Here is a 25,713-nt window from a genome sequence, read left to right on the forward strand (position 1 = left end):
GGCCGGCGAGCGCCGCCTCGACCCCTCAGCTTCGGCCGGACGCGACGAGCGCGTCGACGGCCCGGCGCGTGCCCGGGCCGAACTCGGCGTCGATCGCGCCATTATAGTGGCCGTCGGCCCGCAGGAGCCGCTGGAAGGCGCGGCGGAAGGCCTCCGTGCCGTCCCCGCCCTTCACCCAATCCACATGCTCCTGGCTGCCGCCGGCGATCGCGCGGTGCATCCAGTCCGCCGCCGCCTCGGGGTCGGCCGCGACGCCGCGCCCCTCGTCGAGGGCGAGGGCGAGATTGCCCATGGCGCGCGTGTTCCCGGCCTCCGCCGCGCGGCGGTACCAGCCTGCCGCCTCCGCGTCGCTCGCCGCGACGCCGCGGCCATTCTCGTACATCCAGCCGAGATTGTTCATGGCTGACGCACTGCCGGCCTCCGCCGCGCGCTGGAACCAGGCGACGGCCTCGCCATCGTCCGCGTCGACGCCAGACCCGTCGCGGTACATCAGCCCGGCATTCTCCATGCCGGTGACGTTGCCGGCCTCGGCGGCGCGGCGATACCAGCGCGCCGCCTCCGCGTCGTCCCGTTCGACGCCGCGCCCGTTGCGGTACATCCAGCCGAGATCGTTCATCGCCGACCCGTTGCCCGCCTCCGCCGCGCGGCGGTACCAGTTGACAGCCTCCGCGTCGTCCGCCGGCACGCCACGGCCGGAGAAGTAGATGTCGGCGACATTGTACATCGCGCCGGGATCGCCCGCCTCGGCGGCCCGCACATAGAGCGCCAGCGCCTCGGCCTCGTCGCGCGTGACGCCGCGCCCGTTGGCGGTCATCCAGGCGAGGTCGCGCATCGCCTCGATGCTGCCGAGATCGGCGGCGCGGCGGTACCAGCGCGCGGCCTCCGCCTCGTCCTCGTCGAGGCCGCGGCCGTGGAAATAGAGTTCGCCGAGATTGAAGGCACCGCGCGCGTCGCCCGCCGCGGCCGCCGCCTCGAACCAGGTCGCCGCCGTCGGATAGTCCTGGGCGACGCCCGCGCCGGAGGCGTAGAGCATCCCGAGATTGTTCATGCCGAGCGCGCTGCCCGCCTCCGCGGCGCGGCGATACCAGTCCGCCGCCGCGGCGGGATCGGCGGCGACGCCCTGGCCTTCCTCCATCATGTAGCCGACGGCGTTCATCGCCCCGGCATGACCGGCATCGGCGGCCTTGCGGTACCAGTCGAGCGCGGCTGCGAAATCCTCCGCGACGCCGCGCCCGCTCCGGTGCATCCAGCCGAGATCGTACATCGCGTCGGCGTAGCCGGCCTCCGCGGCACGGCGGTACCAGGCCGCCGCCTCCGCCTCGTCCTGCGCGACGCCGCGGCCGTAGAAATAGAGTTCGCCCACGCGGTAGAGGCCCTCGGCGCTCCCCGCGTCGGCGGCCTTGCGGTACCAGGCGCCGGCCGCGGCGGGATCGGCGGCGACGCCGTTCCCCGCCTCGTAGGCGTGCGCGAGGGCGAGCATCGCGGTGACGTCGCCCATCCCGGCCGCCCGCTCATAGAGCGCGAGCGCGTCCTCGAACGCCGCCGGCCCGCCCTCTCCGGCCGCCTTCATGCGCGCGAGCGCCGTGAGGGCCGGGACATAGTCCGCCGCGCCGGCCGCCTCGTATCCGGCGATCGCGGCGGCGACATCACCGCCCGCCTCCGCCGCCCGCGCGGCCTGGAATTTGATGCGCGGCGAGTCTGGCGCGGCGGCGCACGCGGCCCTGGCGGCGGCCGCGTCCATCGCGTCGAGCGCGACGCCGGCCGCCGTGGCGCCAGGATCGTCGGGCGAGGCGGCGAGCCGGTCGCATTCCGCGAGCGCCGCCGCGTCCTCGGCCGCATTGTCCGGGGCCGTCGCGACCTCAACGCCGGTGGACGCCTCGGACTGCGCGGCGGCTGCCACCTCGGTCTCCGCCTCGGCGGGTGGCGCAGGGGTGGCCGCGGCCGTCTCGGGCGCGGCCTCAACAGGAGGTGTCGTCGCATCGGGCGCGGCGGGAGCCGGCGTCTCGACCGCGGCGACGGGCGCGACCGATGGCGCGGCGGCGGGAGCTTCGGCCTCGGATGCTGCGGCCGGACGCGATGCGGCTTGCGCGGCGGCGGCCTCCGCCTCCTTCCGCGCAACCTCCTCGGCGGCAGCGGCCTCCGCCTCCTTCCGCGCAACCTCCTCGGCGGCAGCGGCCTCCGCCTCCTCGCGCGCGGCCTCTTCGGCGGCGGCGGCTTCCGCCTCCTTGCGCGCGGCTTCTTCGGCGGCTGCGGCGGCTTCGGCCGCTTCCTTGCGTGCCGCTTCCTCGGCGGCTGCCGCCGCCTCCGCGGCCTCCTTGCGCGCCGCTTCCTCCGCGGCTGCGGCCGCCTCCGCGGCTTCCTTGCGCGCGGCTTCCGCGGCCGCCTCCGCGGCCTCGGCCCGGCGGCGGGCGGCCTCCTCCGCGGCGGCGTCGGCCTCGAGGCGGGCAAGGCGCGCGTTCGCGAGCGCGGCCTGCAGCGTTCCGGCATGGGTGCGGGCGAAATCGGCGAGCGCGCCCTGGTCCTCGCTCGCGGCGAGTGCCGACCAGGCGCGAGCCGCCTCGCTGCCGGGCGTCTCGGTGTCCGCCCCCGCCTCGGCCCCGAAGGTGCAGCCGGCGAGATCGGCGGGGTCGGCCATCGCCTTGAAGGTCATGGTGTTGACGGGCATCGCGCCGTCGAACCGGGCGAGGCGCACGCGCACGGCCTTGTCGGTGCCCTTCGCGGGATAGAGCGTCGCGACGATGCGGCCCTCCCCCGTCGGCCCGCCGCGAATCGTGAGGGTGGAGCCGCGCGATCGCGCCTCCTCGCGCGCCCGCGTCATCCGCTCCGGCAGCGAGGTCGCGAGCGTGCAGGCCCCGTCGATCCCCTCCACCGCCATCGGCGGCGACCCGGCGGAATCCGCGGCGCCGATGCGCCGCATTCCGTTCGCGAGCCCGGCATCGAGGATCACATAATCGTCGATCGCCCCCTCGGGCGCCGCGCCTTCGAGCAGCGTCGCGCTGTCGAGGAAGACGGGCGCGGTCTCGAGGCAGCCGTAGCGGTTCTCATCGTCGATCGCGACGAGGTTCAACTGGAGGAAGATCGTGTCGACCGTCGGCCGCGCCGTCTCGATGAAGAGGATCACCGGGGCGCTGTAGCGGCGGGCGAGCACGTCGCCGAGCGCCTCGGCGTTCGCCTGGCCCTGCATCACCGAAGGCAGCAGGCCGGAGGGCTGGATGGGGTTCGCGATCCAGCGCTCGATCCCGTTCACCGCCGCCGTCGCCGCCGCGTTCACGCCCGCCCTGTCGGCCGCCGCGAGGTGGGTGGATTCGGGCTGCACGCCGATCACCAGGACCTCGCGCATCGTCCCCGGCAGCGGCACGGCGCATTCGGAGAGCCGCACCGCCATCGCCTCGACCTTCTGCGCGAGCGTCTCCCGCAGGGTCGGGCTCGCGGCCTCGGCCTTTCCGCCCGCCAGCGGCACCGTGGCGACGCACGCCACAGCCACGACCGCCCGCGCAACGATTCGAACAGAATTCAGCAAGTTTCTCGCCTGCCTCCCCATGGCGTCCACCCGTCATGCCGCGTCGCGTGAGAGTGTCCGGCGGTGTGCGGAGGTAATCGGAATCGCCTTGGCCCCGCAACGCCGAACGTCGTCTTTTATGTCAATTGTACGGCAAGGTGCGGGGGCCCCGCGACGTGTCATCCCATCGCGCGGCACAAAAAAAAGGCGGTGCCGAAGCACCGCCTTTCAACTTGGGAGCCGGGTCGCCTTACGCGGCGGCCTCGGGCTTCACTTCTTCGCCGGTCTCCTGATTCACGACCTTCATCGAGAGGCGGACCTTGCCGCGCTCGTCGAAGCCCATGAGCTTCACCCAGACCTTCTGGCCTTCCTTCACGACGTCGGACGACTTCTCGGGGCGGCCCTGCGTCATCTGCGAGATGTGGACGAGGCCGTCACGCGGACCGAAGAAGTTCACGAACGCGCCGAAGTCCACGACCTTCACGACCGTGCCTTCGTAGATCTGGCCGACCTCGGGCTCGGCGGTGATGCCCTTGATCCAGTTCAGCGCGGCGTTGATCGCCTTGCTGTCGGACGAGGCGACCTTCACCGTGCCGTCGTCGGAGATGTCGATCTTCGCGCCGGTCTTCTCGACGATCTCGCGGATGACCTTGCCACCCGAGCCGATCACTTCGCGGATCTTGTCGACCGGAATGTTGATCACCTCGATGCGCGGCGCGTACTCGCCGAGCTCGGTGCGCGCGGTGTCGAGCGCCTTCGCCATCTCGCCGAGAATGTGGAGACGGCCGTCCTTCGCCTGGCCGAGGGCGACCTTCATGATCTCCTCGGTGATGCCGTCGATCTTGATGTCCATCTGGAGGCTGGTCACGCCGTTGGCGGAACCGGCCACCTTGAAGTCCATGTCGCCGAGATGGTCTTCGTCACCGAGGATATCGGACAGGACCGCGAAGCGATCGCCTTCCTTGATGAGACCCATCGCGATGCCCGCGACCGGCGCGGAGAGCGGCACGCCCGCATCCATCAGCGCGAGCGAGGAGCCGCAGACCGTCGCCATCGAGGACGAGCCGTTCGACTCGGTGATCTCGGACACGACGCGGGTCGTGTACGGGAAGTCGTGGTGCGCCGGGAGCATCGGGTGCACGGCGCGCCAGGCGAGCTTGCCGTGGCCGATTTCGCGGCGGCCGGGCGAGCCCATGCGGCCCGTCTCGCCGACCGAGTAGGGCGGGAAGTTGTAGTGCAGCATGAAGGTCTGCTTCGTGGTGCCTTCGAGAAGGTCCACGAACTGCTCGTCGTCGCCCGTGCCGAGCGTCGCAACCACGAGGGCCTGCGTCTCGCCGCGGGTGAAGAGCGCCGAGCCGTGGGCGCGCGGCAGGATGCCGACTTCGGCCACGATCGGGCGGACCGTGACGAGGTCGCGGCCGTCGATGCGGGTCTTGTCGTCGAGGATCTGGTTGCGGACGATCGAGGCTTCGGCCTTCTTGAAGAGGCCGCCGACGTCCTGCTTGGTCGGGCCTGATTCGCCTTCGGCGGCGACCAGCGTCTCGAGGACCTTCGCCTTCACCGCGTCGATGGCGTTGCGGCGCTCGGTCTTGCTGGCGATCGCGTAGGCCTGCTTCAGCTCGGCGCCAGCAAGGTCGGTCACCTTCGCGTAGAGCTCGGCGACGTCCGGAACGACGTGCGTGCGGGGCTCCTTCGCGGCGCGCTCGGCGAGGCGGATGATAAGGTCGATCACCGGCTGGAACTCGCGGTGGCCGAACATCACGGCGCCGAGCATGATGTCCTCGGAGAGCTCCTTGGCTTCCGATTCCACCATGAGGACCGCGTCACCCGTGCCGGCGACGACGAGATCGAGGACCGTGTCCTCCATCTGGTCGAGGGTCGGGTTGAGGACGTAGTTGCCGTCGACATAGCCGACGCGCGCGGCGCCGATCGGGCCCATGAAGGGGACGCCCGAGAGGGTCAGCGCGGCGGAGGCGGCGACCATGGCGACGATGTCGGGCTGGTTCTCGAGGTCGTGCGACAGCGTGGTGATGATCACCTGCGTGTCGTTCTTGTAGCCCTCGACGAAGAGCGGGCGGATCGGGCGGTCGATGAGGCGCGAGGTGAGGACCTCGTGCTCGGACGGACGGCCCTCGCGCTTGAAGAAGCCGCCGGGGATCTTACCGGCCGCGAACGCCTTTTCCTGGTAGTTCACCGTCAGCGGGAAGAAATCGAAGCCGGGCTTCGGCTCCTTCTCGGAGACGACGGTCGCGAGAACGGTGGTCTCGCCATAGGAGACCATCACCGCGCCGTCGGCCTGGCGGGCGACCTTGCCGGTCTCGATGGTCAGGGTGCGGCCACCCCATTCGATGGATTCTTTGTGGATGTCGAACATGTTCTTGCCTTTCATGCGTGTCCGGCACGCGGGCGGGCAAGACGACGAGCCGCTGCCCGTCATGAGCAGCGGCCGGCAATCCTGCCCCACTCCGGGACCGGAGGCCAAATGGCCGATGGGGCGCGTCCTGGCCCCTGCGTCTCGGGGCACCGTGCCCCACGTGTGTGACGGGACGAACCGCCCCGTGAAAGGAGGGCCCTGCCCTCCGCGGATCGGGAACCAGACCCGGCCCCCATGAAAAAGAGGCCGCACGAAGGCGGCCTCGTCGTCGATCGTCGCTTAGCGGCGCAGGCCGAGTCGCTGGATCAGGCTCTGGTAGCGCTCAGTGTCCTTGGCCTTCACATAGTCGAGAAGGTGACGGCGCTGGGAGACGAGCTTCAGCAGGCCGCGACGCGAGTGGTTGTCCTTCGCGTGCGTCTTGAAGTGCTCGGTGAGGTTGACGATCCGCTCGGTGAGAAGCGCGACCTGCACCTCGGGGGAGCCGGTGTCGCCTTCCTTCGTGGCGTATTCCTTGATGAGCTCCTGACGGCGCTCGGCAGTGATCGACATCGGGGATCTCCTTGATCTAGAGGAACGCGAAGAGCCGGGATGTCGTCCAGCCCTCGCGGAAGCGGTGTGGCGCGCCACACCTGCGGCAACGCCAAAGTGCGGAGCCGGCGCGCCACATATGGCGATCCGTTCGGCTCCGCTCAACTCATTTCTGTCCTGCGCGGCCGCATGGCCGCGCCGTCGCGCGTTATTGGCAGATGAGGTCGCGCGTGTACACCCATCCATAATATTGGTTGAAGCGCGGCGGCTTGATTCTCACCCACAGGTCGCGCGAGCGGCTGTAGGGCGTGTCGAGAATCTCGACCTCCATGCCCGCCGGCAGAACCCCGTTCGACGGCTGGCCGGGTGCGATATACACCTCGACCGGGTTCCCCGTGAAGCAGAGATTGTCCGGCTGCGTCACCGCCACTTGCGGGACGATGACAACCTGGGGTTCGATCGGCATGGGCAGATCCGCCGCGCCGGCCGGGACGCCCCAGAAGAGGGCGGCTCCGGCGATCGCGGCGGCGATGGAGGTCGTTTGGCGCATCACATCGTGGGCTCTGGCTGGTTGATCGGGACCGTGATCCGCCGCCGGGGGCTGCGGAACACACGGACAGGATGCAACGAACCAGCTTGCGCCGAGCAGAGGGCGACGAGATCGTCGCCCAGCATCGCGCAGATATCGCCCTCGCCGACCGTCTCGCCCGGCCGAAGCAGCGTGCTCTGCCCCCGGCGCAGGCGGCCGGCGGCATTGCGGTCGATCTCGAAGCGCGGCAGGCCGAGAAGCGCGTCGGAGGGCGCACGCAGAACCGAGTTCACCGCCTCCTGGACGTCTTCCGCGGCACGCTCACGCAAGGCTTCGAGCGTGATCATGTCCTTCTCGCCGAACGGGCCGACGCGGGTGCGCCGCAGCGCCGTCACGTGGCCGAACGTGCCGAGCATGATGCCGAGATCGCGCGCGATCGCCCGCACATAGGTGCCCTTGCCGCAATCGGCCTCCAGCGTGACGCTGTCGGCGTCCGGCATGTCGACGATGGCGAGGCGCGTGATCGTCACGATGCGCGACTTCAGCTCCACCACCTCCCCCTCGCGGGCGAGGTCATAGGCGCGCTGCCCGCCGACCTTCACGGCCGAATAGCGCGGCGGCACCTGCTCGATCTCGCCGACAAAGGCGGTGAGCGCCCCCTCGATCTGCTCGGGCGTCGGCCGCACGTCGGAGGTCGCGATCACCGAGCCGTCCGAATCGTCGGTGTCGGTGGCGACGCCCCAGCGCACGGTGAAGCGGTAGCTCTTCGCGCCGTCGACCACGAACGGGACCGTCTTCGTCGCCTCGCCGAGGGCGAGCGGCAGGAGGCCGGTCGCGAGCGGGTCGAGCGTCCCGGCATGGCCGGCCTTCTCGGGCAGGAAGAGCCGCTTCACGGCGGCGAGCGCCTGCGTCGAGGTCAGCCCCATCGGCTTGTCGAGGATGATCCACCCGTCGAGGTGGTTCTTGGGCTTGCCGCGGCGGCGCGGCTGTCCCTTCGCACGCATGCGGGGCGGCGCGGAGGGCGCGGACGCCGTCGCCTCGGAAAGGTCGAACGTTCTAACCATTGCGGCCCTCCCCGTCTTCGGCGGCATCGTTCTCGTCGAGATCGTCCGCCACCTTCGGGTCGGCCAGCATCTCGCGCATCTTGTCGTCGTCGTCGAAGCGGGTATCGAGACGGAATCGCAACTCGGGCATGTACTTCAGCTGTCGGATTTCTTTGGAAAGTTCACCACGAAGGAACTTGGCGGAGCGCGCCAGCGCCTTCACGACGCGATCGCCCTCGCCGCCCCCGAGGGGCATCACGAAGACGGTCGCGATCTTGAGGTCCGGGCTCATGCGCACCTCCGGCACGGTGATCGGCCGGCTGTCGAGCTCGGGATCGTAGGTCCCGCCGCGCATGAGGATGCCGGACAACGCGTGCCGGACGAGTTCGCCGACACGAAGCTGTCGTTGTGAAACGGTCATAATTCGAACCCTCGGGAAACGGCGGGGCGATGCCCGCCGTCCGCCAAGTCACTCGAATATTTAGGCGAGACTCCGCTCGATCTGCTCCACCCGGAAGCACTCGATCTGGTCGCCCTCGCGGATGTCTTCGTACCGCTCGAACGCCATGCCGCACTCCTGACCGACGGGCACTTCCTTCACTTCGTCCTTGAAGCGCTTCAGTGTCGACAGCTTGCCTTCGTGGATCACCACGTTGTCGCGCAGCAGGCGCACGCCGGCGCCGCGCTCCACGATCCCCTCGGTGACCCGGCAACCCGCCACCTTGCCGACCTTCGTGATGTTGAAGACCTGCAGGATCTGGGCGTAGCCGATGAAGGTTTCGCGCATCTCCGGCTTCAGCATGCCGGACATGGCTTCCTTCACGTCGTCGATCAGGTTGTAGATGATCGAGTAGTAGCGGATCTCGACACCGGCACGGTCGGCCGCGTCGCGCGCCTGCTTGTTGGCGCGGACGTTGAAGCCCATGATGATGCCGCCGGTCGCCGCCGCGAGGGTGACGTCCGATTCGGTGATCGCGCCGACGCCCTGGTGCAGGATGCGCGCCGCCACCTCGTCGGTGTTGAGCTTCTCCAGCGCGCCGACGATCGCTTCGACCGAGCCCTGGACGTCGCCCTTCAGAACGATCGGGAACTCGGAGAGCCCCGCCGACTGCAGGTTCGTCATCATCTGCTCGAGCGACATCGAGGTCGACGGCGCCGCGCTCGTCTCGCGCTTCAGGCGGGCACGATACTCGGTGATCTCACGGGCGCGGGCCTCGGAGTCGACGACCACGAACTGGTCGCCCGCCTCGGGGGTCGCATTGAGGCCGAGCACCTCGACCGGCATGGACGGAGGCGCGCTCTTCACGCGCTCGCCCTGGTCGGTCACCAGTGCGCGCACCTTGCCCCACTCGGTGCCGGCGACGATGATGTCGCCCACCTCGAGCGTGCCCTGCTGGACGAGGACGGTCGCCACGGCGCCGCGCCCCTTGTCGAGCTGGGCTTCGACGACGGTGCCCTGCGCATCGCGGTCCGGGTTCGCCTTCAGCTCCAGGATTTCGGCCTGGAGGAGACACGCCTCGAGCAGCTTGTCGAGGTTGATGCCCTTGAGGGCCGACACTTCGACTTCCTGCACGTCGCCCGACATCGATTCCACCACGATATCGTGCTGGAGGAGGTCGGTGCGGACCTTCAGCGGGTTCGCGTCCGGCTTGTCGATCTTGTTGATCGCCACGATGATCGGCACGCCCGCCGCCTTGGCGTGGCTGATCGCCTCCGCCGTCTGGGGCATGACGCCGTCATCGGCCGCGACCACGAGGATGACCATGTCGGTCGCCTTCGCGCCACGGGCACGCATCTGGGTGAAGGCCGCGTGGCCCGGCGTGTCGAGGAAGGTGACCTTCTGACCGCCGAGCTCGACCTGGTACGCGCCGATATGCTGCGTGATGCCGCCGGCTTCGCCGGACACCACGTTGGCATGACGGATCGCGTCGAGAAGGCTCGTCTTGCCGTGGTCGACGTGACCCATGATGGTCACGACCGGAGGCCGCGGCACGGCATTCTCGTGGTCGATCTCGCGCTCGTCGAACAGGCCCGTTTCGACGTCCGCCTCGGAGACGCGCTTGACCGAGTGGCCAAGTTCGGTCGCCACGAGTTCGGCGGTGTCGGCGTCGATGATGTCCGTGATCTTGTGCATCTGCCCCTGCTTCATCAGGAGCTTGATCACGTCCACACCGCGCTCGGACATGCGGGATGCCAGATCCTGAATGGAAATGGCGTCGGGGATCGTCACTTCACGCATAACTTTTTCGCGCGGACCGGTACGCGACCCGCGCTTTTCCTTTTCACGGCGACGGCGCAGGGCAGCCAGCGACCGACCGCGCTCGGAATCGTCTTCCAGCGCAGTGGTGATCGTCAGCTTCGTCTTGCGGCGGTCGTCGCCCTTGGCCGCGGTCTTCGTCGGAGTCGCGCGGGCCTTCTTGGCCTTTGCGCTCGCGGCCTCGTCTTCCTCAAGTTCCTTCGCCGTCTTGCGACGGACCGGGGTCGCGCCACGCGTCGCCGAGCGCTGCTCGCCGTCGGCCGGCGCGGCCGATGCATCGGCCGCCTGGTTGGCGGCCGCCGTCACGGCCTCGGCCTCGCGCTTGGCGGCGAGAGCCTCCTCGGCCTTGCGGCGCGCTTCTTCGCGCTCGCGGCGCAGCTCGGCCTCGGCGAGGTCGCGCTTCGCCTGGTCGATCGCCTCGCGCTCGCGCACGGCCTCTTCTTCGGCCCGGCGGCGCTGTTCGCCTTCCTGCGTGCGGGCCATTGCAAGGGCGCGGGCACGCGCCTCCTGCTCGGCCTTCGACAGGGTGCGGTGAACCTGCGGCCCGCCAGGACGACGCTGGGCGTTGCGGTCGCGATCGCGATCGCCGCCGCCGCCACGCTCGTTGCGGTTGCCCTGCGGGCGGTCGCCGCCACGACGGTCGCGATCCCGGTTTTCGCGGGCGTCGCGATTGTCACGGCTCTCGCGCACCTCGCCGGTGCGGGCCTGCGCACCGCGCGGACCCGGCGAAGACGCCTGGGCCGAACGGCGGCGCGGCTGGTTGGTGTCGGCGACGGGGGCCGGCGCCGAGCGCACCTCTGCCATGCCGATCACGCGTGGGCGGCGCGGCATGTTGAGGGCCTGGGCGGCCAGCTCGTCGGCACTCAGCTCACGCGAAGGCGCATCCGACGGCGCGGCGGGCCGCGCCTCGGCGCTCGCCTGCGGCGCGGCGGCCTCGGCCGGAGCCGATGCTGCGGGCGCCGGCTCGGACGCACGCTCGCTCGCGGCCGGCGCGGGGGCCGGCTCGGCGGCGACCGACGGCTGGGCCGGTGCGGGCTGGTTCTGGGCGGGCGCCTTGCGCGCCTCGGGAGCCGGCGTCGGTGCAGTGGCCTGAGGCGCCGTCGGTTCGGGGGCCTGCCCCGGAACCATCACGCGGCGCTTCTTCTTCTCCACAACAACCGACTTGGTGCGGCCGTGGGAGAAGCTCTGACGCACAGTGCCTTTCTCCACACCGCCACGGCGCAAGGACAAGGTCTTCTTGCGTCCGCCAAGCTGTTCGCCGGTGTCGTTCGTTTCGCTCATACTGCCAATGGTCCTGCGAACGCGTGTTCGTCGGGCTGATGTCCGCGATGCTTTTCGGGGTGCGTTACGCCAAACATATAGGCGCGCAAGCGCGCAGCATCCAGAAAGAAGATTTCGCTCGATCGACAGGGCATCAGTGCGACATGAACCACACGTTCGCGCCCCAGCGTGCTCTCCAGCTCAGCTGAAGAAAACAGGTCGATCACGTTCCCTTTGTTATGGAGATCGCAAGCCTTCTTGGCAAGCGATTCCAATTTTTGACGCCCGTCCGTCGCCGCATCTGAGGCGAAAACGAGCCCGGCCGGACCGTCGCTCTGCAGCGCGCTCCGAACCTTCTCGAAACCGGCAATCAACGCACCGGATTTCTGCACAAACGACAGACGCTCGAGCGCACAGCGACGCAGGAGCCGCTCGACGATGTCGGGCAGATCCTCGCTCACCTCGACTTGCGTCTTGAAGCCCCGTGAGAAGGCACGCTTCTTCACGGCGGCCGCGACACACTCACGCGTCGCGTCGATCCACACGCCCCGCCCCGGCAGGCGCCGCTTCACGTCGGGCACGACGTCTCCGTCGGGCCCGAGCACGAAGCGAATCATGCTCTCGGGCGCCCCTGTGCGCCGGGTCAGCGCACACGTTCGCTCGGCTGGTTTCGTGCGGCGCGAACTCAGGATGTCCCCTCCAAGGTCGGATCGCCCTCTTCGTCGACCTCCTCGCCCTCGACGGGTTCGTCACCCGCGAGGTCGTCCTCGGTGATCCAGCCGGCGCTGACGCGCGCGGACAGGATCATCTGCTCGGCGTCGGAGCGCGAGATGCCGAACTCGGCGAGCGGACCCGTGTGACGGACCGTCTCCGCGCCGCGCTTCTCGACCCAGCCGACGAGATCGTCGGGCACCGAGCCTGCGAAATCTTCCAGATTCTTCACGTCGTCCTTGCCGAGCGCGACCATCATCGCGGTCGTGATGCCCGGAACCTCGCGCAGATCGTCGTCGACGCCGAGCTCGCGCCGGGCCTCGTCATTCTGCCGCTCGAGCTCCTCGAGGTGCTCGCGGGCGCGGGCCTGGATCTCCTCGGCGGTCTCCTCGTCGAAGCCTTCGATCGAGGCGATCTCGTCGATCTCGACATAGGCGACCTCCTCCATGGAGGTGAAGCCTTCCGAGGCGAGGAGCTGGCCGACCACCTCGTCGACATTGAGACCGTCGACGAAGAGCTGGGTGCGCTCCTGGAATTCCTTCTGACGGCGCTCCGATTCCTCGGCCTCCGTCATGATGTCGATGTCCCAGCCGGTGAGCTGCGAGGCGAGGCGGACATTCTGGCCGCGACGGCCGATGGCGAGCGAAAGCTGCTCGTCCGGCACGACGACCTCGATGCGCTCCGAATCCTCGTCGAGCACGACCTTGGACACTTCCGCCGGCTGCAGCGCGTTCACGATGAAGGTGGCGGCGTCCGGCGACCAGGGGATGATGTCGATCTTCTCGCCCTGCAGCTCCTGCACGACGGCCTGGACGCGGCTGCCGCGCATGCCGACGCAGGCGCCGACCGGGTCGATCGACGAATCGTTGGAGATGACCGCGATCTTCGCGCGGCTGCCGGGGTCGCGGGCGACCGACTTCACCTCGATCACGCCGTCATAGATTTCCGGCACTTCCTGGCGGAACAGCATCGCGGTGAATTGCGGATGCGTGCGCGACAGGAAGATCTGCGGCCCGCGCGGCTCGCGCCGCACGTCCATGATGTAGGAGCGGATGCGGTCGCCGGGGCGGAAGACCTCGCGCGGGATGAGCTGGTCGCGCCGCACGATCGCTTCGCCACGGCCGAGATCGACGATCACATTGCCGTATTCGACGCGCTTCACGATGCCGTTGATGATCTCGCCGATCCGGTCCTTGAACTCGTCGAACTGGCGGTCGCGCTCGGCCTCGCGCACCTTCTGCACGATGACCTGCTTCGCCGACTGCGTCGCGACGCGGCCGAACTCGATCGGCGGCAGCGGGTCGGCGATGAAGTCGCCCACCTGCACTTCGGGATTCTTCTCCAGCGCGTCGACGAGGGCGATCTGAGTCGCCGGGTTCTCGACTTCCTCGACCACGGCGAGGAGGCGCTGAAGCCGCGTCTCGCCGCTCTTCGGATTGATCTCGGCCCGGATCTCGGTCTCCTGGCCGTAGCGCGCGCGGGCCGCCTTCTGGATTGCGTCTTCCATCGCTTCGATCACGATGGCGCGGTCGATCTGCTTTTCGCGTGCGACCGCATCGGCGATCTGCAACAACTCCAGCTTGTTCGCGCTGACTGCCATGGAACGTTCCTGTTACGCGGGGCGCTCGGGCCCCGGCCTCTTTTGCGACGGCTCAGAGCCGTTGTTTCGTGTCCTAGTTCAACGCCTGACTGCGCTTGCCCGCCTTCAAAGACTGCTCGATCAGCGCGTCCGTGAGGACGAGGCGCGCGTCCGAAACCTCGCCGAGCGGGAGCCATACCGTCTCGCTGCCGAGGTCGTGAAGCCGGATTCCGACAGTGTCCCCATCGACGCCGATGATGATGCCGCGAAAGCGGCGGCGGCCGTCGATCGGAACGGCGGTCTCGAGCTTCGCCTCGAACCCGCTCCACCGCTCGAAATCAGCGCGGCGCACGAGCGGACGGTCGATGCCGGGCGAGGACACCTCGAGATGATACGCCTTGCCGATGGGATCGTCGACGTCGAGCGCCGGAGAGATGGCGTGGCTGATCGCCTCGCAATCGTCGACCGTCAGGGTGCCGTCCTCACGCTCGGCCATGATCTGCACGGTGCAGCCATTCTGGCCGGTGACGCGAACGCGAACCAAGCGGAAGCCCAAGGCGTCGAGGCTCGGCGCGACGACGCGCGCAACCCGCGCATCGAGTCCGGTTTCCGTGATCAGACGGTCGTCGTTCAGCAACAGCACTCTCTCGATAATGGACGCCAAGGCGCGACTGGGACGATGGGATTGCGCAAATGCCGATTAGGCCGGCGCTGGGGCAGCGCCAACCCGGAATGTCACCGCACAATCCTGAGTGTGGCGCCTACATAGCCCCTGAGGCGACATCGCGCAAGGGCCGCAGCGGAAGTGCGTAGGGCGCGAAGGCCTCCACGACGTGCTCGTAGACGGCCCGCTTGAACGGGACGACCACCTCCGGCGTCTTGTCGAGCTCTTCCCATTTCCAGCGGGAAAACTCGGAATGGTGCCCGTCCGGCGGCTCGACGACGTTGATCTCGTCCTCGTGCCCCTCGAAGCGGAAGGCGAACCAGCGCTGCGCCTGCCCGCGGAAGCGGCCGCGCCAGACGGCGAGGTCCTTCGGCAGGTCATAGTGGAGCCAGCCCTCCACCTCGCCGAGGAGGGTGACGGAGCGGATGCTCGTCTCCTCGTAAAGCTCGCGCGTCGCGGCCTCGATCGGCGATTCGCCGTGATCGACCCCGCCCTGCGGCATCTGCCAGGAGAATTTCGGCACCACCCCGCGCGAGGAACGCTTGCCGAGGAAGACACGCCCCTCCGCGTTGAAGAGGGCGATGCCGACACACGGACGATAGCCCTTGCCGGGCCGCTGGCGGACGATCTCGCTCATCAGAAGGCTGGCGTCGCGAGCGCACGCTCGACCGCGCCCATCACCTGTGGCGAGCGTGGCGAGACGTAGGACGGGAAGGCGGCGACGAACTTGCCGTCCCGCCCGATCAGGATCTTGTGGAAGTTCCACGCCGGCACCGCGAGCTTGCCGCCCGCACGCCGCGCCCAGGCGAAGAGCGGGTGCGGGCTCTTCCCGGTGACGGTGGCCTTCTCCAGCATCGGGAAGGTCACGTGATATTTGGAGGAGCAGAAATTCGCGATCGCCGCATTGTCGCCCGGTTCCTGCCCGCCGAAATCGTTGGACGGCACGCCGATCACGGTGAGGCCCGCCCGCTGATGGTCCTGCCACAGGGCCTCCAGGCCCTCATATTGCGGGGTGAACGCGCAGCGCGAGGCCGTGTTGACGAGGAGAACCACACGCCCTTCGTAAGCGGACGTATCGATCACCGCGCCATCAATCGAGACCAGCTGCATCGTCGGCCAGGCCACCGGCGGCGCGCTCTCAGCACGCCCTTTCGCCGCGAGGGCGAAGCCGCCCACCGCCGCCGCCGCAGCCGTCATCGCGACCATTCGCATCACACCTGCCGCCACTCCGACCATCCGCGCTCCTTCGCCCGCTCAGGGGGCCACCCAACTCGCCGCCGGGACCGGTTTATAGGCGATCCGCGCCCGCCGATTGCCCGCGGCGGCAAGATAAAGCCAATCAACGTGATGCACGCAAACCGAAATCACCACAAAGTGGGAATAACCGGCCGCGTCCGTCAGAAGGCCTCCCTCCTCCGCATCATCGGGTGATGCAAGAAGGATGCCCGGTCCGACCGGCTGCCGATAGCAGAGCTTGCTCGCCTCGGCCATGCCCGCCCAGTGCGCCGCCGCCACCTCGTCCCCGGCATGGAGCGTCGCCGTCCCGGCCACCACGAGCTGCGTCTTCGCCCCGTGATCGTAGAACACGAGCGTGAGGTGCACGTTAAGCCGCAGCTCCTCACATTTCGGCGAGCGGGCGTCGGTGTAGGCGACGAGCGCCCGCGCGCCCCGGTCCGCCCCGCGCAGGATCACCGTGCGCGCCGATGGCAGCCCGTCCGGCGAAAGGGTCGCGAGCGTGCCTTGGCGGAAGGGATGGTTGCGCGTCGCGGCTCCGGCGGCGAGCATTTCCCAGGCCGCCTCCTCCACCGCGTCGAGATCGGCGGGAGGGATGGTCGAAAGAGCCATCAGGGACGCGGGATCCCCCGCCCCGACCGGCCCTCAGCCACGCGTCTGAACCCGGTCCATCACCTGCGCGGCACGCATGAAGGCCTGGCCGAACATCGAACGGGCGAGCGCGACCGGGCCGAAGGCGGCGGCCGAGACCGGGCCGATCACCACGGTCCGCTGCCGCCCGAGCGCGGCGAGCGTGGCGCTCGCCACCTTCTCGGCCGACATCGCGCCGGGGATCGCGGCCCCACGATAGCCCGCGCGGGCGCCGAACTCGGTCTTCACCGCGCCGGGGCAGGAGACGAGAATGTCGATCGGCGCGTCGGCGAGTTCGGCCGAGAGCGATTCGGAGAAGGAGAGCACGAACGCCTTCGACGCCGCGTAGGTCGCGAAGGTCGGCACCGGGAAGAAGGCGAGCGAGGAGGCGACGTTGATAACCCCCGCGCGGCGTCCGGACGCCTCCGCCCGCTCGATCATCCCCGGCACGATGCGGTGGATGAGGGCGAGCACGGCCTCGTTGTCGATGCGCAGCGTGGCGCGGTGCTTCTCGAAATCGACGTCGAGAAAATTGCCGTAATCGCCGACCCCGGCATTGTTGATGAGGAGGTCGCACCCCAGCGAATCGGCTGTCGCGGCGACCGCGCCGATCCCCTCCTCGGTCAGGAGGTCGGCCGAGACGATCTCGGTCTGCGGGCCGAACTCGTCCTTCAGCGCGGCAAGGCGCGCCTCGTCACGGCCGGTCAGGATCAGCTTGGTGGTGGGGGCGAGGGCACGGGCGAACGCCTCGCCGATGCCGCCGGTCGCGCCCGTCACGAGCGCACACATCGCGGGCTCGCGCGGCGTGCGCTTCAGTCTCTCTCGGAGGCGATCTTCAATCATGCAATATGACATACGCCTCTGCCGCGATTTGTCGACCGGGAGCGCCGTCGTGACGCTCCCGGCACTGTTGGCCTATTCGGCGGCTTCCTGGAAGTCCGACGGCGCCTCGTAGGTGAGGATCGGCTTGCGCGCGCCGCGCGTCTCGTCGAGCCGCCGGCGCGGGGCGTAGCGGGGCGCCTCGGTGAAGCGCTCCGTGTCCCCTTCCCGCGCGCTCTTGGCGAGGTCGCGCAGCGTCGCGATGAAGAGGTCGAGAGAGGCGAGCGATTCGGACTCGGTCGGCTCGATCAGCATCGCCCCCGGCACCACCAGCGGGAAGTACATCGTCATCGGGTGGTAGCCCTCGTCGATCATCGCCTTGGCGAAATCGAGGGTGGTCACGCCGGAGCCCTTCAGGAAGCGGTCGTCGAAGAGCACCTCGTGCATCGACGGGCGGTCCGGGAAGGAGACGGTCATCACGTCCGCGAGCTGGGCCTTGATGTAGTTCGCCGCGAGCACGGCGTCCTCCGAGGCCTGGCGCAGCCCGTCCGAGCCGTGCGCCAGCATGTAGGAGAGCGCGCGCACATACATGCCCATCTGGCCGTGGAAGGCGACGAGGCGGCCGAACGGCAGCTCCTCCGCCTCGCACTGGTCCGTCCGCTCCACGAGCGTGCCGTCCTCGCGCAGGAACGGCACCGGCGCATAGGCCGCGAGCCGCTCCGACAGCACCACCGGACCCGCGCCCGGCCCGCCGCCGCCGTGCGGGGTCGAGAAGGTCTTGTGCAGGTTGATGTGCATCGCGTCGACGCCGAGCTCGCCCGGCTTCGTCTTGCCGACGATCGCGTTGAAGTTCGCCCCGTCGCCGTAGAAATAGGCGCCCGCCTCGTGGATCGCGGCGGCGATGGCGGCCACCTCCGGTTCGAAGAGGCCGCACGTGTTGGGGTTGGTCAGCATGATCGCGGCGACGTCGCTGTCGAGCGCCTCGCGCACCGCCTCGACCGAGACGGTCCCGTCCTCGCGCGCCTTCACCGCCTTCACGCGGTAGCCGAGCGCGGCGGCGGTGGCGGGGTTGGTGCCGTGCGCGCTCTCCGGCACGAGCACGGTGCCGCGATTCTCGCCCCGCGCGCGGAGCGCGGCGCGGATCGCCATCATGCCGGCGAGCTCGCCCTGCGCCCCCGCCTTCGGCGACAGCGCGACGGCCTTCATCCCGGTCAGCGTCAGGAGCCAGCGCGACAGCTCGCCCATCAGCTCCAGCGCGCCCGGCACGGTGGAGAGCGGCTGCAGCGGGTGGATGTCGGCGAAGCCCGGCAGGCGGGCCATCTTCTCGTTGAGGCGCGGGTTGTGCTTCATCGTGCACGAGCCGAGCGGGTAGAGGCCCATGTCGATCGCGTAATTCTGGCGCGAGAGGCGCACGAAATGGCGCATCGTCTCGGGCTCGGAGAGGCCCGGCAGGTCGATCGGCGTGGTGCGCGCCTGGCCGCCGAGGCGATCCTCGAAGGTGCCCGCGTCCTCGATGTCGACGCCCGTGACCTCGCGCCGGCCGATCTCGAAGATCAGCGGCTCGGAGAGGGCGAGGGCCTTGTTTCCGGTGAAGGTCACAGCACGTCTCCCAGGGTCGCGGCGTAGGCGCCGATATCGTCGTCGGTGGTGAGTTCGGTGGCGGCGACCACGATCAGGTCGCCCGGCGCCTTCGGGTCGAGGCGGGACACGGGCACGCCGCCGAGAACGTCGCGCGCGGCGAGCTTCTCGATCACGGTGTGCGCGTCGCCCTTCACCTTGATGGTGAACTCGTTGAAGAAGCTCTTGTTGAGCACGGTGACGCCCGGCACCCGCGCGAGCGCGTCGGCCGTCGCGATGGCGCGGGCGTGGTTCAGCCGCGCAAGACGCGTGAGGCCGGTCTCGCCGAGCAGCGTCATGTGGATCGTGAAGGCGACCGAGCACAGCCCCGAATTGGTGCAGATGTTCGAGGTCGCCTTGTCGCGGCGGATGTGCTGCTCGCGCGTGTTGAGCGTCAGCGTGTAGCCGCGCTGGCCGTCGGCATCGAGCGTCTCGCCCGCGAGGCGACCCGGCATCTGGCGCACGTGCTTCTTGAGGCCGGCGAAGAGGCCGACATAGGGGCCGCCGAAGGTGAGCGGGTTGCCGATCGACTGGCCCTCGCCGACGACGATGTCGGCGCCCTGCGCGCCCGGCGCCTCGATCGCGCCGAGCGCCACCACCTCGGTGAAGCAGGCGACGAGGAGCGCGCCCGCCTTGTGGCACGCCTCCGCGATCGGCTTCAGGTCGAGGATGTGGCCATAGAAGGAGGGCGATTGGACGACGACGCACGCGACGGTCTCGTCGATGCGCGTCGCGACATCCTCGGCGGCGGTCGGATCGGCCGGCATCGCCTCGATCTCGACGCCGACGGAGACCGTCTCGATCACGTCGCGATATTGCGGGTGGACGCCGCCGGCGACGATGGCGCGGCCGCGCCGGGTGAGGCGCGCAGCCATCATCACGGCCTCGGCGGCGGCGGTGGAGCCGTCATACATGGAGGCGTTCGCCACCTCCATGCCGGTGAGGCGCGCGACCTGCGTCTGGAACTCGAAGAGGACCTGGAGCGTCCCCTGGCTGATCTCGGCCTGGTAGGGCGTGTAGGAGGTCAGGAACTCGGAGCGCTGGATGAGATGGTCGACGCTCGCCGGGACGTGGTGGCGATAGGCCCCCGCCCCGACGAAGAACGGCCCGTCTCCCGCCGCACGGTTCTTCCGCGCCATCTTGGCGAGCGTGCGCTCGACCGACAGCTCGGTCTGCCCTTTCGGCAGATCGACGAGCCCCTCGATGAGCCGCCCCTTCGGGACGTCCACGAACAAATCGTCGATCGAGGCGACGCCGATGCGCGACAGCATCAGCGCGCGATCGTCGGGAGTGAGCGGGTGGTATCGCATGATCCGTCCTTCGCTGGGCGGGTGACAAAGGGCCGTGGTCCCGGCGCGTCTCGCGCGCGGCCTGGCGCCAGGCTTTAAGTGACGAGCTCTTCGAGGCCGTCATAGATGACGCCCTCGACGGGGTGGAACGCCACGCGGGCGAGGCTGTCGGGCTTCACGCGGATGCCCGCCATCTCGGCCTCGGTGAAGAAGCGGCGCAGGGTGACGACGGCCTCCGGGTCGATCCAGGCCGGATCGAGCCCGCCGCCGATAACGCGCGCCCGGAAGAAGAGGTCGACCTGGTGGAAGCCGTCGGCCGGGTTGTGGAACTCGTTGAGGAGGACCAGCGGCCCCACCTCGATCACAAGTCCGGTCTCTTCGGCCACCTCGCGCGCGAGGTTGGTCGGCAGGTCGGTTCCACGCGTCACGCCGCCCCCCGGGGCACACCACAGATCGCTGCGACCGTCGGGATAGGCGTTGACCAGCAACAGCCTGCCCTCCTCGACGATCACGGCGCGGGCGGCGAGACGCGGCGAACTCATTCGATGGTCTTGAGGAAGGCGTCGTAGGCGGCCCGGTCCATCAGCGCCTCGATCGCGGCCGCATCCTCGACCTTCAGCTTGATGAACCAGCCGTCGCTCTCGGCCGACTCGTTGACGAGCTCGGGCTTCTCGTCGAGCGCGGCATTGGCCTCGGCGACCTCGCCCGCGACGGGCGCATAGACGTCGGACGCCGCCTTCACGCTCTCCACCACCGCGAACGCCTCGCCCGCCGACAGCGCGCGACCGGCCTCGGGCAGCTCGACGAAGGTGATGTCGCCGAGCGCGTCCTGCGCGTGGTCCGTGATGCCGACGGTCAGGATGTCACCGTCGAGTTCGACCCATTCGTGGTCTTTGGTGAAGCGCTTCATGAATTATTTGCCCTTGCGTTTGGTGCGGGAGGCCAGGAAGGGGAGCTTGGCGACGGAGATGTCGACGCCCTTGCCCCGCACGATGGCGGCAAGGCGCGTGCCGATCGCGGCGTGCTCGCGGTCGATGAAACCCATGGCGATCGGCGCGCCGACCGTCGGGCCGACACCGCCCGAGGAGACCGTGCCGGCCGGAGCGCCGTCGATCTCGATCGGGGCGCCGGCGCGCACCGGCACGCGGCCCTCGACGGCGAGGCCGACGCGCAATTTCTGCGGCCCTTCGGCGATTTCCTTCAGGATGCGCTGGTCGCCGAGGAAACCGCCCTCGCCGCGCCGCCGCTTCGGGATGATCCACAGGAGCGCGGCCTCAATCGGGCTGATCTCCTCGTTGAGATCCTGGCCGTAGAGGCAGAGCCCGGCTTCGAGGCGCAGCGTGTCGCGCGCGCCGAGGCCGACCGGGCTGACGCGCTCGTCGCCGACGAGCGCCGCCCAGGCCCCCGCGGCCGCCTCATTCGGCAGCGAGACCTCGAACCCGTCCTCGCCGGTATAGCCGCAGCGCGAGACCATCGCGTCGACGCCGAAGGCGGTCGTCTCGACGGCGTGCATGAAGTCGAGATCGGCGATGGGCGCCGCGACATGGGGCGCGAGCACCGCCTCGGCGGCCGGCCCCTGCAGCGCGATCAGCGCGCGGTCGAGCGGCTCGACGACGACGTCCGGATCGGCGTAGCGGGCGAAATGGTCCGCCACCGCCGCGCGGCGCGCGCCGTTCACGACGAGGCGGAAGCCCTCGCCCATGCGGGTGATGATGAGATCGTCGACGACGCCGCCGGCCTCGTTGGTGAGGACGGTGTACCGCGCCTGACCGTCGGCGAGACCGCCGATATCGGACGGGGTCAGCCGCTCGAGCCATGCGACGGCCGCGCCGGGGCGTTTCTCCGTGAGGCGGAGCTGGCCCATATGGGACACGTCGAAGAGGCCGGCGCTCTCGCGCGTCGCCTTATGCTCGGCGACGATGCCCGCATATTGGAGCGGCATCAGGTAGCCGGCGAAGGGCACCATGCGCGCACCGGCAGCCTTGTGGCTCTCGGTGAGCGGCGTCGTCTTCAGCGCCTCGGCGCCGGATTCAATGTTCGCGTCGTCCGTGGGATGTGCCACGCATCCTCCAAGCCCATGACTGACCGTGCGCAGCGGATGCCGCACACTGCCCTTCTGTCATGGCACCTGAGAGATTTCCCGCGGGTTGCCCCGCAGCTACTCCTTCGGTGGGCGCCCCGATAGACGCCGCTTTCCAGAATGTCTCAGCACACGCGGTCCTTTTGCCTGAGAGTTTCCGGGCCGTTGCTCCTTCGGCGCCGCCAAGAAGGCGGTCTCTCCCGCGTAGGCCCCTTCAGAGTATGAAGCCGCGGCCTCCTGTCAAGACGCACAGGCCGCGAAAGTGGCGCGATCCCAAGCCGGATCGCGCCCTGCCGAGCCGCGATCAGCTGTCGAAGCCGACCACGATCTGCGCCGAGCGGGGGTCGGCGACGGGGATCGGGCCGTCGACGAAGGCCCAGGACTGGGAGGCGCCGGACATCGTCACGCGCACATTGTGGACGCGGCTATAGGTCACCGTCTCGCCCTCACGCACGGCGACGCGCAGCGGCAGCTCCACGACCTGCGGCGCGCCCTTCGGCCCGGTCACGATCCGGCCCGAGGCGCCGACGCGCACCGTCACCGCCTCGCCCGTCCCGCGCTCGCACTCGCGCGCCGTGCGCACGATGCTCGCCTGCCAGCGCAGCCCCTCCGGCTTCTCCGAGCCGTCATCGCGGCGGATGACCTCGGTGTCCTGCAGGACCCGCACCGACGGGCACACGACCGGCGCCATCGTCAGCTCGGGATCAATCGTCGTCGGTTCGGCGGTGGTTCCTCTGAAGAATTGTCCGAGCGCGGTCTCGGCCGGCTCGTTGCTCGCCGCTTCGGGGGCCGGGGTGCTGTTGCACCCGGCGAGAAGCCCCGCGATCAGCATTCCCGTCACGAGCGCTCCGGCCCGTCTCAACTCGACACGTCCCATCTTTCTCACCGCCACGCAGCTACTCATCGATCGGCGATCCTTGACTTCACGACCTAGCCCTCCTCTATGACTGAGCGTGTGGGCAATGCAATGCGGAGCGACGGGGTGATGAGCGAGCGTCCCAATCTGTCGGTGATCCTGTGCGCGCCCCGCGGTTTCTGCGCGGGCGTCGACCGTGCGATCCAGATCGTCGAGCTCGCGCTCCAGCGCTACGGCGCTCCCGTCTATGTGCGACACGAGATCGTCCATAACCGATTCGTGGTCGAATCGCTCGAGGCGCGCGGCGCCGTCTTCGTCGAGGAGCTCGACGAGATCGAGGAGGACGACCGCCCCGTCATCTTCTCCGCCCACGGCATCCCGAAGCAGGTGAAGACCGACGCCGAGGCGCGCAATTTCTTCTATCTCGACGCCACCTGCCCGCTCGTCTCGAAGGTCCATCGCGAGGCTGAGATCCACCATCGCCGCGGCCGCGACATCGTGCTCATCGGCCACAAGGGCCATCCGGAAGTGGTCGGCACCATGGGCCAGCTTCCCGAGGGCGCGGTCACCCTCATCGAGACCGTCGGCGACGTGATGCGCCTCGAGCCGCGCGATCCCGGCAACCTCGCCTGGATCAGCCAGACGACCCTTTCGGTGGACGACACGCGCGCCATCGTCGAGGCGCTGCGCGAGCGCTTCCCGGACATCGTCTCCCCCCACAAGGACGACATCTGCTACGCGACGACCAACCGCCAGGAAGCGGTGAAGGCGGCGGCGAGCGACTGCGACGCGATGATCATCGTCGGCGCGCCGAACTCGTCGAACTCGCAGCGCCTGCGGGAGGTCGCGGTGTCGAGCGGCTGCACGCGCTCGGTCCTCATCCAGCGCGCGCGGGACATCGATGTCGCCGCCTTCGCAGGCATCAGGACGCTCGGCATCAGCGCCGGCGCCTCCGCGCCCGAGACCCTCGTGGAGGAGATCCTCGAGGCGTTCGCGGCGCGCTTCTCGCTGTCGATCGAAACGCGGCGCATCGCCGACGAGACGATCTCCTTCCCCCTCCCCCGCCCGCTGCGCGAGCCGGCCAACCCGCCCGCCGCCGAAAAGGCGCTCGCAACCTCCTGATCGGCTCACACTCATGGCGGTCTATACGACGGTCGACGACGAATCCCTCGTCGCCTTCCTCGCCGACTACGATGTCGGCGACCTCCTCTCGGCCAAGGGCATCGCGGAGGGGGTGGAGAACACGAACTATCTCCTGCGCACGACGAAGGGCACCTTCATCCTGACGCTCTACGAGCAGCGGGTGGAGGTGGCGGACCTGCCCTTCTTCCTGAAGCTGATGGAGCATTGCGCGGCGAAGGGGCTGTCGACGCCGCAGCCGATCCGCCGGCGCGACGGCGCGCTGCTCTCGACGCTGTGCGGGCGCCACGCGGCGATGGTCACCTTCCTCGACGGCATCGCCTGCCACCGCCCCTCCCCGGCCCATTGCGCCGAGCTCGGACGCGGTCTCGCCGCCCTCCACATTGCCACCGAGGATTTCGGCATGCGCCGCGCGAACGCGCTCGGCGTCGCCTCGTGGGCTCCCCTCTTCGCGCAGTCGCGCGAGGCGGCCGACGGCGTGATCCCCGGCATGACGGCGCTGATCGACGACGAGCTCGCGACGCTCGCGGCCGAGTGGCCCGACACGCTCGCGACCGGCGTCATCCACGCCGACCTCTTCCCCGACAACGTCTTCTATGTCGGGCGGGCGCTGTCGGGCTTCATCGACTTCTATTTCGCCTGCAACGACATTCTCGTCTACGACCTCGCCATCTGCCTCAACGCCTGGTGCTTCGAGGATGACGGCGCCTTCAATGTGACGAAGGCGCACGCGATGACGACCGGCTACGAGGCGGTGCGCCATCTGTCGCGCGAGGAGAAGGCGGCGCTGCCGATCCTGTGCCGCGGGGCGGCGCTGCGCTTTTGCCTGACGCGCCTCCACGACTGGCTGCGCGTGCCGGAGAACGCGCTCGTCACGCCGAAGGACCCGAAGCCCTACTACGAGCGGCTCCGCTTTCACCGCCGCGTCCGCGCGTCGAGCGAATACGGCATCGACTTTTGAGCGGGGGCGGAGAAGGGGATGCGACGCCGGGCGCCGCGGGCGGCCGGCGCGGGGCGGCGGGCGCAGGCGCAGGCGCGGGCGCGGGTCGGGTGACGATCTACACGGACGGCGCGTGCAGCGGGAATCCGGGCCCCGGCGGTTGGGGCGCGATCCTCGCCTATGGCGACCACAAGCGGGAGCTCTTCGGCGGCGAGGCGCACACGACGAACAACCGCATGGAGCTCACGGCCGCGATCCGCGCGCTGGAGGCTCTGAAGCGGCCCGTCAGCGCCGACATCTACACCGACTCCCAATATGTCCGGCAGGGCATCACCGAGTGGTTGCGCAACTGGAAGCGCAACAACTGGCAGACGGCCGCGAAGAAGCCCGTGAAGAACGCAGACCTGTGGATGGCCCTCTCGGACCTTGCCACCAAGCACGACCTCCACTGGCACTGGGTGAAGGGCCACGCCGGCCACCCGGAAAACGAACGCGCCGACGAGCTTGCCCGCCAGGGCGTCGCGCAGGTGCGCGGCGAGGGGTAGGCGCGGCGGCACTTGAGCGCAGGGGCCCCCACCTGGAGATGGGTCGCCGCATCTGCCGCAAGTTTTCTCAACGCTGAAAGCGCGCCCACCCGGACGCGTTTCCGCCGGGTGAGACCCTCG

Annotated in this window: 23 protein-coding genes and 1 riboswitch; of the genes, 3 read left to right on the forward strand and 20 right to left on the reverse strand. The window is 69.4% G+C overall.

Annotation, left to right across the window (positions count from 1 at the left end):
• Positions 1–25 precede the first annotated feature (25 nt).
• The 20 genes from DBV35_RS26265 to DBV35_RS26360 form a co-directional block, all read right to left on the reverse strand.
• Positions 26–3,484: an SEL1-like repeat protein gene (locus DBV35_RS26265; RefSeq protein ID WP_157961995.1), complete on the reverse strand. Its 3,459-nt coding sequence runs from the start codon at positions 3,482–3,484 to the stop codon at positions 26–28.
• Positions 3,485–3,749: 265 nt separating this feature from the next.
• Positions 3,750–5,873: a polyribonucleotide nucleotidyltransferase gene (gene pnp, locus DBV35_RS26270; RefSeq protein WP_108663337.1), complete on the reverse strand. Its 2,124-nt coding sequence runs from the start codon at positions 5,871–5,873 to the stop codon at positions 3,750–3,752.
• 279 nt (positions 5,874–6,152) lie between these two features.
• Positions 6,153–6,422, reverse strand: coding sequence for a 30S ribosomal protein S15 (gene rpsO / locus DBV35_RS26275; protein ID WP_108663338.1), 270 nt, complete (start codon positions 6,420–6,422; stop codon positions 6,153–6,155).
• Between the two features lie 187 nt (positions 6,423–6,609).
• The gene (locus tag DBV35_RS26280; RefSeq protein ID WP_108663339.1) at positions 6,610–6,951 is read right to left on the reverse strand and encodes an SH3 domain-containing protein; all 342 of its coding nucleotides are present in this window, start codon (positions 6,949–6,951) and stop codon (positions 6,610–6,612) included.
• On the reverse strand, positions 6,951–7,994 hold the full coding sequence (gene truB / locus DBV35_RS26285; protein ID WP_425428499.1) for a tRNA pseudouridine(55) synthase TruB: 1,044 nt from the start codon (positions 7,992–7,994) through the stop codon (positions 6,951–6,953). The genes DBV35_RS26280 and truB overlap by 1 nt, the downstream gene beginning before the upstream one ends.
• Complete coding sequence (gene rbfA / locus DBV35_RS26290) at positions 7,987–8,394, reverse strand: 30S ribosome-binding factor RbfA (protein WP_108663341.1); 408 nt, start codon at positions 8,392–8,394, stop codon at positions 7,987–7,989. Before rbfA ends, truB begins: the two co-directional genes overlap by 8 nt.
• Before the next feature lie 60 nt (positions 8,395–8,454).
• Positions 8,455–11,511, reverse strand: coding sequence for a translation initiation factor IF-2 (gene infB / locus DBV35_RS26295; RefSeq protein ID WP_108663342.1), 3,057 nt, complete (start codon positions 11,509–11,511; stop codon positions 8,455–8,457).
• Complete coding sequence (locus DBV35_RS26300) at positions 11,508–12,182, reverse strand: RNA-binding protein (protein ID WP_108663343.1); 675 nt, start codon at positions 12,180–12,182, stop codon at positions 11,508–11,510. Before DBV35_RS26300 ends, infB begins: the two co-directional genes overlap by 4 nt.
• Positions 12,176–13,801: a transcription termination factor NusA gene (gene nusA / locus DBV35_RS26305; RefSeq protein ID WP_108663344.1), complete on the reverse strand. Its 1,626-nt coding sequence runs from the start codon at positions 13,799–13,801 to the stop codon at positions 12,176–12,178. The genes DBV35_RS26300 and nusA overlap by 7 nt, the downstream gene beginning before the upstream one ends.
• A 73-nt stretch (positions 13,802–13,874) precedes the next feature.
• On the reverse strand, positions 13,875–14,423 hold the full coding sequence (rimP, locus tag DBV35_RS26310; RefSeq protein WP_342752400.1) for a ribosome maturation factor RimP: 549 nt from the start codon (positions 14,421–14,423) through the stop codon (positions 13,875–13,877).
• Positions 14,424–14,541: 118 nt separating this feature from the next.
• Positions 14,542–15,081, reverse strand: a complete 540-nt coding sequence (locus DBV35_RS26315) for an RNA pyrophosphohydrolase (protein WP_108663345.1) — start codon at positions 15,079–15,081, stop codon at positions 14,542–14,544.
• A complete protein-coding gene (locus DBV35_RS26320; RefSeq protein ID WP_205648879.1) occupies positions 15,081–15,650 on the reverse strand; it encodes a glutathione peroxidase in 570 nt (189 codons plus the stop codon). The genes DBV35_RS26315 and DBV35_RS26320 overlap by 1 nt, the downstream gene beginning before the upstream one ends.
• A 48-nt stretch (positions 15,651–15,698) precedes the next feature.
• Positions 15,699–16,229, reverse strand: a complete 531-nt coding sequence (locus DBV35_RS26325) for a pyridoxamine 5'-phosphate oxidase family protein (protein WP_157961996.1) — start codon at positions 16,227–16,229, stop codon at positions 15,699–15,701.
• Between the two features lie 93 nt (positions 16,230–16,322).
• Positions 16,323–17,096 carry an SDR family NAD(P)-dependent oxidoreductase gene (locus tag DBV35_RS26330; RefSeq protein ID WP_157961997.1) on the reverse strand — a complete coding sequence of 258 codons (774 nt, stop codon included), beginning with the start codon at positions 17,094–17,096 and terminating at the stop codon, positions 16,323–16,325.
• Between the two features lie 126 nt (positions 17,097–17,222).
• Positions 17,223–18,725, reverse strand: a complete 1,503-nt coding sequence (gene gcvPB, locus DBV35_RS26335) for an aminomethyl-transferring glycine dehydrogenase subunit GcvPB (RefSeq protein WP_108663348.1) — start codon at positions 18,723–18,725, stop codon at positions 17,223–17,225.
• Positions 18,722–20,053, reverse strand: coding sequence for an aminomethyl-transferring glycine dehydrogenase subunit GcvPA (gene gcvPA / locus DBV35_RS26340; RefSeq protein ID WP_108663349.1), 1,332 nt, complete (start codon positions 20,051–20,053; stop codon positions 18,722–18,724). The genes gcvPB and gcvPA overlap by 4 nt, the downstream gene beginning before the upstream one ends.
• A gap of 74 nt (positions 20,054–20,127) precedes the next feature.
• The gene (locus tag DBV35_RS26345; protein ID WP_108663350.1) at positions 20,128–20,574 is read right to left on the reverse strand and encodes an NUDIX domain-containing protein; all 447 of its coding nucleotides are present in this window, start codon (positions 20,572–20,574) and stop codon (positions 20,128–20,130) included.
• Positions 20,571–20,942: a glycine cleavage system protein GcvH gene (gene gcvH, locus DBV35_RS26350; RefSeq protein WP_108663351.1), complete on the reverse strand. Its 372-nt coding sequence runs from the start codon at positions 20,940–20,942 to the stop codon at positions 20,571–20,573. Before gcvH ends, DBV35_RS26345 begins: the two co-directional genes overlap by 4 nt.
• Before the next feature lie 3 nt (positions 20,943–20,945).
• Positions 20,946–22,094, reverse strand: a complete 1,149-nt coding sequence (gene gcvT / locus DBV35_RS26355; RefSeq protein WP_245944106.1) for a glycine cleavage system aminomethyltransferase GcvT — start codon at positions 22,092–22,094, stop codon at positions 20,946–20,948.
• Between the two features lie 143 nt (positions 22,095–22,237).
• Positions 22,238–22,325, reverse strand: a riboswitch (glycine riboswitch).
• A gap of 91 nt (positions 22,326–22,416) precedes the next feature.
• Positions 22,417–22,974: a hypothetical protein gene (locus tag DBV35_RS26360; protein WP_157961998.1), complete on the reverse strand. Its 558-nt coding sequence runs from the start codon at positions 22,972–22,974 to the stop codon at positions 22,417–22,419.
• Between the two features lie 123 nt (positions 22,975–23,097).
• Here DBV35_RS26360 and ispH point away from each other — a divergent pair, with 123 nt between their 5' ends.
• The 3 genes from ispH to rnhA all read left to right on the forward strand — a co-directional run bounded on the left by ispH (position 23,098) and on the right by rnhA (position 25,593).
• A complete protein-coding gene (gene ispH, locus DBV35_RS26365) occupies positions 23,098–24,090 on the forward strand; it encodes a 4-hydroxy-3-methylbut-2-enyl diphosphate reductase (RefSeq protein WP_108663488.1) in 993 nt (330 codons plus the stop codon).
• A 13-nt stretch (positions 24,091–24,103) separates the two neighbouring features.
• Positions 24,104–25,069, forward strand: a complete 966-nt coding sequence (thrB, locus tag DBV35_RS26370; RefSeq protein WP_108663353.1) for a homoserine kinase — start codon at positions 24,104–24,106, stop codon at positions 25,067–25,069.
• Between the two features lie 89 nt (positions 25,070–25,158).
• Positions 25,159–25,593 (forward strand): ribonuclease HI, encoded by a 435-nt coding sequence (gene rnhA / locus DBV35_RS26375; protein WP_108663354.1) that lies wholly within the window; start codon positions 25,159–25,161, stop codon positions 25,591–25,593.
• Positions 25,594–25,713: the final 120 nt, after the last annotated feature.

The sequence above is a fragment of the Acuticoccus kandeliae genome, assembly GCF_003073115.1.